This window comes from Atribacter laminatus (assembly GCF_015775515.1).
Classification (GTDB): Bacteria; Atribacterota; Atribacteria; order Atribacterales; family Atribacteraceae; genus Atribacter; species Atribacter laminatus.
Genome location: NZ_CP065383.1, coordinates 1645545 through 1656740, shown reverse-complemented (window position 1 = coordinate 1656740; position 11196 = coordinate 1645545). Strand labels below are relative to the sequence as shown.

7 protein-coding genes are annotated in these 11196 nt (G+C 37.3%); 1 reads left to right on the top strand and 6 read right to left on the bottom strand.

Annotation, left to right across the window (positions count from 1 at the left end):
* Window positions 1-24: 24 nt before the first annotated feature.
* The 5 genes from mtaB to RT761_RS07560 form a co-directional block, all read right to left on the bottom strand.
* Window positions 25-1287, bottom strand: coding sequence for a tRNA (N(6)-L-threonylcarbamoyladenosine(37)-C(2))-methylthiotransferase MtaB (gene mtaB, locus RT761_RS07580; RefSeq protein ID WP_218110823.1), 1263 nt, complete (start codon window positions 1285-1287; stop codon window positions 25-27).
* Window positions 1271-2020 (bottom strand): RsmE family RNA methyltransferase, encoded by a 750-nt coding sequence (locus RT761_RS07575; protein ID WP_218110822.1) that lies wholly within the window; start codon window positions 2018-2020, stop codon window positions 1271-1273. The genes mtaB and RT761_RS07575 overlap by 17 nt, the downstream gene beginning before the upstream one ends.
* Before the next feature lie 9 nt (window positions 2021-2029).
* Window positions 2030-3184 carry a molecular chaperone DnaJ gene (gene dnaJ, locus RT761_RS07570; RefSeq protein WP_218110821.1) on the bottom strand — a complete coding sequence of 385 codons (1155 nt, stop codon included), beginning with the start codon at window positions 3182-3184 and terminating at the stop codon, window positions 2030-2032.
* Between the two features lie 178 nt (window positions 3185-3362).
* On the bottom strand, window positions 3363-5288 hold the full coding sequence (dnaK, locus tag RT761_RS07565) for a molecular chaperone DnaK (protein ID WP_218110820.1): 1926 nt from the start codon (window positions 5286-5288) through the stop codon (window positions 3363-3365).
* 14 nt (window positions 5289-5302) lie between these two features.
* Window positions 5303-5926 (bottom strand): nucleotide exchange factor GrpE, encoded by a 624-nt coding sequence (locus tag RT761_RS07560; protein WP_218110819.1) that lies wholly within the window; start codon window positions 5924-5926, stop codon window positions 5303-5305.
* Between the two features lie 307 nt (window positions 5927-6233).
* Between RT761_RS07560 and RT761_RS07555 the strand changes: the two genes are divergently transcribed.
* Window positions 6234-8486, top strand: coding sequence for a cellulose biosynthesis cyclic di-GMP-binding regulatory protein BcsB (locus RT761_RS07555; protein ID WP_218110818.1), 2253 nt, complete (start codon window positions 6234-6236; stop codon window positions 8484-8486).
* Window positions 8487-8671: 185 nt separating this feature from the next.
* Here the strand turns inward: RT761_RS07555 and RT761_RS07550 are convergent, their stop codons facing one another.
* Entirely contained in the window at window positions 8672-11125 is a 2454-nt protein-coding gene (locus tag RT761_RS07550; RefSeq protein ID WP_218110817.1) for a Lon protease family protein, read from the bottom strand.
* Between the last annotated feature and the right edge of the window lie 71 nt (window positions 11126-11196).

Here is an 11196-nt window from a genome sequence, read left to right as displayed (position 1 = left end):
ATGGGAATTTACGGTATATTGGTTTTAAATGGCTTCTCCTAATAAAATTCTATTCTTTTCTCCATGTATGCAGACAGGAAGAACCTTTCCATAATCGGAAGCAATAATCCCATCACCTCGAACTGGTATATAGTTTTCAGAATAACCAGTTACTTCGCGGTTATCAGTGGTTGTCTCAACTAATACTGATAATATTCTTCCAATAAAAGACCGATAATATTTAATTTGGCTGTCGAAAATAATTTTTAATAAACCTGCTTCTCGTTCCTTTTTGGCTTGGAAAGGTACACCTTCAGCCTTATCCCACTGGGCAGCAGGAGTGAAAGGACGTGGAGAATATACAAAAACATGAGCACGGGAAAAACCGATTTCCTGACAAAATTTAGTGGTTTCGGCAAACAGCCTTTCCGATTCTCCGGGAAATCCTACAATAATGTCAGTACTAATTGCTACATTGTTATCATATTTTCGAATCAATTCTATCAAGTCTCTATAAAATTGAGTGGTATATCCCCTTCCCATCTTTAATAAAACCTCATCGCTCCCGCTTTGAAGAGGAATATGAAAATGCGGGCACACTCGGGGGGTTAAAGAAAAATATCGATCCAAAAACTTTTTATCAATCAGAAATGGCTCAATAGAACTTAAACGATAGCGAATGGTATTGGTTGACCTTGTCAACTCTTCCAGCAATTCAATCAAGCTAGCGTGGTCATTTCCTAAACCATACATTCCTAAGTTAATGCCACACAAAACAATTTCTTGAACACCTTTTCTTTCTAAATGAGTTGCTTGGCGAATTATTTTTTCCGGTTCTTCGCTTCGAACAGAACCACGGAGGTGGGGTACAATACAATAATTGCAGAAATGATCACATCCATCCTCAATTTTTAACCAGACCCGAGCCCGCTCGGTTTCCGGTATGACTTTTGCTGAGAACGATTCATCCCAAGGTAAATTGAGTATTTCCATTACCTTTTTGATCTTTTCTGGAGAATCAATAACCTGAAGACGAGGCTGGGGAAGTGGAAATTGGCGAATATACAAAGGACTATAGCAGCCAATCAGAATAACTTGTGATTTTTCGTTATTCCTTAGGGCTCGGCCGATCCATTGACGAGTTTTTTTTTCCGACATCTTGGTCACAGCACAGCTATTGATAATATACCAATCTGCTTGATCCTCAAAAGGAACCAAAGAAATACCTTCATTTTTTAGTAATGCAGCTAGTACATCGCTTTCCGATTGATTTACTTTACATCCAAGAGTTTTAATAGCAATTTTCATGTTTTGACTCCAAGTTTGCCATACTCACTATGCTGGCATATAAAGCAGCTGTTTCACTTCGGAGAATTTGGCTGGATAACCTTAAAAAATGAACTTTGGGAAGAGATTGGAGTTGTTCTTTTTCTCCTTTACTAAAATCACCTTCCGGGCCAACAATAATCTGTAAAGAAGATAAATTTTGTTTTTTTAAAAAGTCCGAAATCGTTTCCGAGACACTCAAATCACCAACAATAGTACTCAGGTTATTGTTTCGGCATTGATCGAAAAAATCAGACCAATTCGTCATCACCTTTAGAACAGGAAAACAAGTTCTTCCTGATTGTTTTGCTGCTTCGATTATAATCTTTCTCCAACGGTCTTTTCGTGTTGAAGAAATGTGTTCACGCACACATCGCTCACTATAAAAAACTCCAATACCAGTAACACCAATTTCGACCAGTTTTTCTATGAGCCAATCCAAGCGAGACCAATTTTTTAGAAGAGGTTGCCATACCCAAAGCTGATAAGCTTTATAAGCTTTGTCTTCTTTTATTACCTTTCCAATCACTTCGACTTGGGCGATTTGTGAAACAAATCCTTTAAAAATTCCTGAATATAAATTCCCTAATCCATCTGACAACAGAATCTTGGTTTCAGGAAGAATTCGATTCGCTTTGAGATGAAGACTTTCTTCGCAGCTAAGAGCAATGACGGTTGATTGGTTTATTTCTGGATGGTAATAAAATCGACTCATTCTAATTTTCTAGCCTTCAGTGCTGGTAAAAGCTTCTTTGATTCGTTCAAAAATACCACCAGTTTTTTTGTTTTTTTCCTGACCTTCGAGTTCGGCTAATTGCTCCATCAATTTTTTATATTCACCAGTTAACCGTCTTGGTATGCTGAGCTTGAGCTGAATAAATTGGTCTCCCCGTGAGCCATTACTGGGATCGACCAAACCTTTTCCTCTTAATTTTAAAACCGAATGAGCGTCTGTTCCTGGTGATATTTTAATTTTCTCCATTCCTTGTATAGTAGGAACCTCGATTTCATCCCCTAAAACTAACTGGGTATAAGTCACCTCGGCATCGAAGAAGAGATTTTTTCCTTTTCTATCTAAAATTTTATGTGGTTTCACTGTTATTGAGACATACAAATCTCCAGCTGGACCATCATTATCCCCGGCCTCTCCTTCCCCAGATACCCGAAGTCGATAACCACTATCAACCCCAGCTGGAAATTTTAACTTGAGTTTCCGGGTCGTTTTCATCTTTCCTGAACCATGACATTTCTGACAAGTATCTTCAGCAATATAGCCTTTTCCACGACAAAAATTACAAACACGAGAAGTCACTATTGAGCCAAAAATTGAGGTTTGGGTATGTTTAATTTCTCCAGTGCCTCGACAATGAGGACAGGCGACTTTCTTTTTCCCCCCAACTCCCTGGCACTCCTTACAGATTTCTACTCTTGAATATTCAATTTCTTTCTCGACGCCAAAAGCAGCCTCTTCAAATTCAAGCGTAACATCAATGTTGACACTTGCCCCCTTGGTTGGACGGGACGCTGATTCTCTTCTCCGCGATCCGGTAGAGCTTCCAAAAAACATATCAAAAATGTCACCAAAACTGCCAAAATCTCCAAAGGGATCAAAATCTTGTCCGAAACCAGCTCCACCATAACCGGCTTGAGCACGTGAGTCAAATGCGGCATGGCCAAAACGGTCATATGTAGCTCGCTTTTCCGAATCAGAAAGAACTTGATAGGCTTCATTGATTTCTTTAAATTTTTCAATCGTATCTTTATTCCCAGGGTTAGCATCAGGATGGTACTGCCTTGCCAGTTTTCGATAGGACTTCTTAATCTCTTCTAAGGAGGCGTTACGATTCACTCCTAAAACTTCGTAATAATCCCTTTTCATGCTCAAATCACCTTTATATATTTCAAGATTAGTCGGAGAAGAATACGATTACTTTATATCAATTTTGTAAAAAAATCAAAGAAGTTCAAATAATTAACGGTATTGAAGTTCAATGGGGAAATTGAATAAAAGAAAATCCTTAGGCCAAGCTATTATTGACCTAAGGATTTTCCATCATTTATTTCTGATCATCGTCAACAACTTTATAATCGGCATCAACGACATTATCATTTTCCTTATTCGAGTCCGAACCTGTTTCAGCTTTGGCTCCCGCTGCTTCACCTGGACCCGGTTGGCTGGAGGTCTGTCGATAAAGCTCTTGAGCTAAAGCATGAGACGTTGATTGGAGTTCATCAATTTTGCGTCGAATATCAGCGACGTCATCACCTTTCATGGCTTCCTTGAGATTATTCAAAGCAGCTTCTGCTTTACTCTTCGTTTCAGGCGACAACTTACTTTCTGATTCTCCTAAGGTTTTTTCTACCGAATAGATTAGGTTCTCTGCTTGGTTCTTTAATTCAATTTCTTCTCTCTTTTTCTTGTCTTCTTCGGCATGAAGTTCTGACTCTCGCAACATACGATCAATATCATCCTTCGATAAACCACTAGAAGCCTTTATGGTAATGGCTTGTTCTTTATTGGTCGCCAAGTCTTTAGCCGATACATGAAGAATTCCATCGGCATCGATATCAAACTTGACCTCAACCTGAGGAATTCCCCGTGGTGCCGACGGAATTCCAGAAAGCTGGAATCTTCCTAGAGAATTGTTATCTTTTGCCAACGGCCTTTCTCCCTGAAGTACCTGAATCTCAACTGTTGTTTGATTATCAGCAGCTGTGGTAAAGACCTGACTCTTCGAAACCGGTACGGTCGTATTCCGATCAATGATACGGGTAAAAACTCCTCCCAACGTTTCTATTCCCAATGAAAGTGGGGTAACGTCTAATAGAAGGACGTCTTTCACTTCTCCCTTTAGAACTCCAGCTTGGATTGCTGCCCCATCAGAAACAACCTCATCGGGGTTAACTCCGCGTTTTGGTTCTTTCTGAAATATTTTTTTAACGACTTCTTCTACTTTTGGCATTCGGGTCATACCACCAACCAGAATAACTGAATCAATTTCTTCTGCCTTCAGACCAGCATCTTTCATCGCCCTTTCGCAAGGTTCAAAAGTACGTTCAATAAGATCTGCGGTTAATTGCTCTAATTTTGCTCTGGTTAAAGTCATTACTAAGTGACGAGGCCCGGAAGCATCAGCAGTGATAAAGGGTAAATTCACCTCGGTCTGGAGCGAACCGGATAATTCAATTTTGGCTTTTTCTGCCGCTTCTTTTAAACGCTGAAGCGCCATTTGATCTCCTCGAAGATCAATACCTTGGTCTTTTCGGAATTCTTCAATAATGTAATCCATTACTCTCCTGTCAAAATCGTCACCACCAAGAAATGTATCTCCGGAGGTGGATTTTACTTCAAATACTCCTTCACCAATTTCAAGAATTGAAATATCAAAAGTTCCGCCGCCTAAATCATATACTGCTATGACTTCTTCTTTTCCTTTTCCCAAACCATAAGCCAAAGAAGCCGCGGTTGGTTCGTTGATGATTCTTTTTACCTCAAGCCCGGCAATTTTACCGGCATCCTTGGTTGCCTGGCGCTGGTTATCATTAAAATATGCCGGCACGGTGATAACCGCTTCGGTTATTTTTTCTCCTAAGAATTCCTCGGCATCTTCTTTCATTTTCTTTAATATCATGGCTGATATTTCGGGAGGAGTGTATGCTCGATCTCCGACTTTTACAGCAGCTTCCCCATGCTTTCCTGGTACAATTTCATAGGGAAGTACTTTTCGCGCCTTTTCAACTTCTGGATCATCATAACGTCTACCCATTAAACGCTTTATAGAATAAATGGTATTCTTTGGATTGGTTATTGCTTGTCTTTTTGCTAGTTGACCAACCAGTATTTCACCATTTTTTGTAAACGCAACGATTGAGGGTGTTAAGCGAGATCCTTCTTTATTAGGTATAATGGTTGGTTGACCACCCTCCATATAAGCCGCAACAGAATTGGTTGTTCCCAAATCAATACCGATTACTTTTGCCATAGTGTTTGCCTCCTTTACCTTTCTTTCTCGTTTTTATCCCAACGATTAACCGATACCTGGGCTGCACGTAAAACTTCTTCATTCAACACATATCCTTTTCTTAACTCATCAACAATTGCATAATCCTCATAATCAGGGGATGATATTGTCATCATTGCCTCATGATATTTTGGATCAAATTTCTCACCCAAGGTGGTTATCTGTCGAACTCCTTCTTTTTCCAAAATATTTAAAAGTTTGCGGTAGATTAGCTCAGCTCCTTCTATATAAGACTGATGCACCTCATTTTTTTTACTTTCAAGAATGGCATTATCCATATCATCCATTACCGGAAGGAGTTTAAGTATTAAATCTCTATTTGATGATTTGATAAAACTTTCCCGATACTGTGTTTCTCTTTTTCGATAGTTTTCAAACTCTGCCTTTAGCGATTTTAAGTTTTTCAAATACTCTTCGGATTTCTTTTTATATTCTTCAGCGGTATTTCGGTATTCTTCGCAAGTATTTTTCAATTCTTCTATAGAAATCTCATCACAACCTAATGTCTCATTTTCATTGATGACCTTTGGTTCCTCCTTCTGGTTGTTCATTTTCATATCACCATCCTTATTGATTTCATCTTCCTTCTGCCTTGCCATGGTCGTGACCTTCAAAATTTTACCATCTTAGACTATCGTATTTAATCACTTATTTTCTTATTTGTCAAGTAAGGTCAAACTAAAAATATAAAGACAATTTTTTGCTTGGTTGTCTAATTTTCTTAATATTTTTTTATTCTGACCAATTTATTTCTAAAAACATATATCTGATCACTAATCCCGGTCTTTTCGCTTATTATTCCTTCTCCAATCAATCGTCACTGCCATTCAAGAATCACTTGTATCAACAAATGATTTATTTTAAACTTATAAAAGGGATATCTTTTATAGGTGGAGGGGGAACTCAATGTGGTTTAAAAATGATCGACGTATTGTTTTTTTTGGTGCTTTTTTATTTATAAGTTTATTTTTGCTTGTCCTTCCAATCACCAATTTAGCTTTTGCTCAAATACCAAATGCTATAGTTTGGAATATATCCGATTTCGTCGAGCAGGAAAACGATATTCGATTAGAAGGATATCAACCGTCTTATAGCTTTTTTTTACCCTACTTTAAAGGAGTAAATTGGGAAGAAACTCGCCTGGCTTTAAAAATTTGGTTTTCAGAAGTGCTCAATCCAGAAAGCCGAGTGTCCCTTTTCATTAATGAACAATTAGCGTATACCCAACTTTTAAAAGACATTCAAATACAACCCGATCAGGTTGCCTATCTTGATATTCCAATTCCTGAAACCGCCTTAAAGCCCAACAATCAACTCATAAAAATTGAAATTCAACCGACTCTTTTTATTAGTAGCCATCTGGGTGAGGATATTTCTTCTGGAAATCTCTGGATTATCGTCAAAAAAGAAAGTTTTATAACTTTCAAAATGAAAACCGATTGGATCCCCCAAACCATTGATGACTTCCTACAAAGTATCAAGGAAGCGATAACTCTGGTTCTTCCTCCGCGACCTTGGTCTGATCGAATTCTTCAATCCTATTTCACCTTATATGCTTTTCTTCATAAAATTCACCGGGAACAACCTTTTCGAATCCAAACGTTAATTGCTCCTTCTCAACTGAGTTCGAAAGATTCAAAACACAATTACCAAATATATCTTATAGAAAATTCAGTTAGTGATTATCAGCTTTATGGAAGAAAACTTTTTCTAACCTTTGAAGGAATAAAAACAATATCATCTGAACTTCACCAGTTCCTGATCGGTAAAGGCGGAAAAACTTCATATGTCACTGAAGATAAAATATCTCCCCGATTTTTTAGAACAACTTTCTTTGATTTAGGATATTCTTCTTTCAAGTTTAAGGGATTTGGTAATATGGAAAAAAACTTGCGCTTTTATTTTTCTGACATTTCTCATCATCCAACTTCATTAAATCTTCGTCTTTTTTTCAACCATACTCCACTCCCCTCAGATTTTAAAGGAGAAGCCTTTTTTAAGTTGTCAATAAACTCTCAGTTGGTTTACTCCCAACGTCTTAATGACAAGAGTAGCGGCCATTTATTTCCCATTGATCTCTATCTTCCGGCTTATTTTCTTAAGCCAGTTAATACCATAACTCTTGGGTTAAGTTATTTTCCCAATAAAGAGGATTACCGACCGGGGAAAATGCCCTTTGAGGGTTTTATTTCTGAAGATTCCTATTTCCAGGTTAAAAGTAGTTCTCAATCTGCTATTTTTTCCGTTTGGAAAAGGATCCCTACTGTACTTGACAACAAAATGAAAATAGTGCTTCCTTCTGAACTCGATGAAAATACTTTACAAATCGCTGCTGATATTCTCTCTTCAATTCAGCTTTATAATTCAAGGCTGATTCCAGTAGAAATCATTTTTGGGGAAACCCAGTTGAATAATCTCTTAGGCCCGTCTTCCATGACTATCGATTGGGACCCAAATTTTTACCCTGATATTTGGGATTACCATTGGGCAAACTTCATACAATTACCAAAGCAGATCGAGCTCGCTTTATCATCATCAAATTTCCGTAATCTTAACCTTCTCCAAAAAATACCTGCTGCTATTTATAATATAACGATCCCCTTCGGTCAGTTTATCTATCAATTCTTCTCATCTTTTTTATCAAACCCCATACCGATTGAGGCTCATCAGAAAGAAAATTTTCTCCTCATTATTGTTAGTCCAGAAACTATTCCAAATTACCTTTTCTCTCCGGTTTTCTTTGAATCTGGAAAAATGGTTGTAAAGGATGCAATTCAAGACCAAACGCACCTCACTACCACCCTGAACGAACCAATTAGTTGCTTGGCATTTTTTTACCAGAATCATATCCCGGTGATGCTTTTTACAACTTCCGGTCCAAAATCGGTTGCTGATAACCATTTTAAAAAATACTTTAACCTCAAAACCACTTTTTCGAGCATCTCGGGTAATTTGGTTATTTTTGAAAAAAATGGAATCATCGATGCAACTATTTCTGAAAATTCTCTAACCGTCAATGGAAATAAATTCTTGGGATATTTTTCTCAATATATTTCCAACCAAAGAATTCTTCTCCTTTTTATTCTCGGTATGATAATTATTTTAGTGATAATTTTTTATTATCAAAAAAAGAATTGGTTAAAAAACAGTGATAGGTAAAGAACGAATGAATCATCACCCTTGGCCTTACCGAGTGTGAACAACGGGAACTCAATACTAAACTTTCCATTTTAAGGATTTGATCGGCCAGCATCTATTTTTTATATCTGAGGAAAAATTAGCCGATTAGATTTTTTCTAATCTTGGCAAATTAAAACCATGATTTTGGTTTTCTTGCAGGTGACTTATTGATCAGTTTTATTCGATATATCTTTTATCCCGTTCTCTTTTATTTCAGAAATCTTTTTCAATATTTCATTGGCAACCCTAATTTTTTCATCAACTCGAGCTTTAATTGTCCCAGATTCATAGGTTCCATCATCAAGAAGTTTTCCCGATTTCATTCCGGTAAGAATTTCTAAAGCTTCATCAACACTTTTCACCGCATAAATATGGAATAGACCATCCCGAACTGCTTGAACAATTTCATCGTCTAACATTAGGTTTTGAATATTACTGGCAGGAATAATCACTCCCTGCTTCGAAGTCAACCCTCGGTTTTTGCATAATTGAAAAAATCCTTCAATTTTTTGGTTCACTCCCCCAATAGCTTGAACTTCACCTTTTTGATTAATAGATCCTGTTACCGCAATATTTTGTCGAATTGGAATTTCACCGAGACTTGAAAGGATAGCACAAGTTTCTGCCAAAGAAGCACTGTCTCCTTCAACCCCTTCATAGGACTGTTCAAAACAGATACTGGCTGATATTGAAAGTGGCTTATCTTGAGCAAAAGTATGACCTAAATACCCACTTATGATTAGTATTCCTTTATCATATATTTTTCCACTCATTCGTGATTCTCGTTCAATGTTTATAATACCTTGTCGGCCTAAATAGGTTTTAACGGTTATTCTGGAAGGTTTTCCAAAACTATAATCGCCTAACTCATAAACTGATAGTCCGTTAATCTGGCCAATAATTTCATTTTGAATATCGATCAATACTATCTCCTGATCGATCAATTCTTGAATTTTATCCTCGATTTGATTATGGCGGTTTTTTCTCTCCTTTAAGGCTCGTTCTACATGGTCTCCTGTTACTTTTTCGGAATGTTCTTGTCTTGCCCAATGATCAGATTCAACTACAATATCTTTAATATAACCAAACTGGGATACTAACTTATCTTTATGAGAAACTCTTCGAGTGGCATCTTCTAAAAGACGGGCAACTCCCGAATTTTCAAAAGGAAGGAGATTTTCATTCTCACAGACTTTTTTTACATAACAAGCAAAAGAGTGAATAACATCATTATTTTTTTCTAATTGAAAGTCAAAATCGGCTTTCACTTTAAACAAATCTTTAAAGTCTTCGTCAAATAGGGTAAGCAATCGGTAAACCATATCATCTCCAACCAAAATTACTTTTACACTAAATGGAAGAGGTTCAGGAGTTAGCCCTTGCGGTGCAACCAATCCAAATTGCTCCCAAGGATCCTCGATTTTAATCTCATGGTTTTTTAATGCTCTTTTCAAGCCTTCCCATACACCAGGGTTCATAATCAGATCGCGGAAATACATGATGAGATACCCACTGTTTGCCAAATGAAGAGATCCCGGCTTAAGCATAGTATGGTCGCTATAATAAGTTCCCATCATTGCCTTTCGTTCAATTCGGCCAAACAAGTTTGTCCAGTTAGGGTGGGACTCAAAAATGACGGGAGGCTCACCTCGGTCGGAATTATCAACCAAAATATTGATTTTAAAAGGTAAAAAAGGATCCTGTAATTTTTGAAAGGGGAGAAGTTGTGGAACCGTAGATGTTTCTTGAGAATCCCGAAAAGACTGAAGATAAGACAGGGTATACTTCTTTAAAAAATCAAGAAATTGTACAATATCCGGTTGGTCTTCATAAGGTTGGATACATTCTTTAAAAAGGGGAGTTATGGAGAAGTCAGCAATACGATTATCTAGTTCGGAAATTTTATTTTTAAGCTCAATTTCTAACTCATGTATTTTCTCGAAATAATTATTAATTTCATTTAATAGCGATCGCCGTCTTTCTTCTATGGTTTCTTTTTCAGTTTCAGATAAAGCAATATATTGCTCTTGCGTCATCGGTTTTCCATCAGCCAAAGGAACCAAGATTGGTCCCATGGAAGTCATTCGAAAAGCAAAATTTTCCTGGAGAGCCATCCGTTCCAATTCCTGAACGATTTGTCGATTTTTTCTTTGCTCCTCATCAATTAAAATTTGCTTCTGATTTTTGTATTCTTCACCGGCAAAAGCCTTGGGAAGGATTTCTTTAATACTCTTTAAAAGATTTTCTAAGCGGGTTGATAGTTTTTTACCTTCTCCGGCAGAAATTTTTAACACTCGAGGTCGATCTGGGCTATCAAAGTTAAATATATAACACCAATCAAAAATCTGGGGGAGGATGCCCTCGGTTTGCTGGTCTTTGATTTTTTTCGCAATACAATATTTGATAGCTCCAACTCTTCCTGTCCCTGTAAAACCTGTTAAAAATAAATTATATCCAGGTCTCTCTAAATCCAGACCAAATTCAATCGACCGGATCGCTCTTTCCTGTCCAATAAACTCATTATAAGAACATAGTTCTGAGGTATATTCAAAACCAAGGCTTTCTGGCTCACAGTGCCATCGGAGCTGTTCGGGTTGTAGCTCAAAATTTGTATTCATCAAACCCTCCCTCTTTCTTTAAAAAAGTTCAATTCCTGCTTAAATGAGTTTATCATATTACTACTCATCAT

What these genes read in the sequence shown, in the direction of transcription:
- RT761_RS07560 (WP_218110819.1), bottom strand. Translation starts at nt 5,926, where the DNA reads ATGGCAAGGCAGAAGGAAGATGAAATCAATAAGGATGGTGATATGAAA.
- RT761_RS07550 (WP_218110817.1), bottom strand. Translation starts at nt 11,125, where the DNA reads ATGAATACAAATTTTGAGCTACAACCCGAACAGCTCCGATGGCACTGT.
- dnaK (WP_218110820.1), bottom strand. Translation starts at nt 5,288, where the DNA reads ATGGCAAAAGTAATCGGTATTGATTTGGGAACAACCAATTCTGTTGCG.
- RT761_RS07555 (WP_218110818.1), top strand. Translation starts at nt 6,234, where the DNA reads ATGTGGTTTAAAAATGATCGACGTATTGTTTTTTTTGGTGCTTTTTTA.
- RT761_RS07575 (WP_218110822.1), bottom strand. Translation starts at nt 2,020, where the DNA reads ATGAGTCGATTTTATTACCATCCAGAAATAAACCAATCAACCGTCATT.
- dnaJ (WP_218110821.1), bottom strand. Translation starts at nt 3,184, where the DNA reads ATGAAAAGGGATTATTACGAAGTTTTAGGAGTGAATCGTAACGCCTCC.
- mtaB (WP_218110823.1), bottom strand. Translation starts at nt 1,287, where the DNA reads ATGAAAATTGCTATTAAAACTCTTGGATGTAAAGTAAATCAATCGGAA.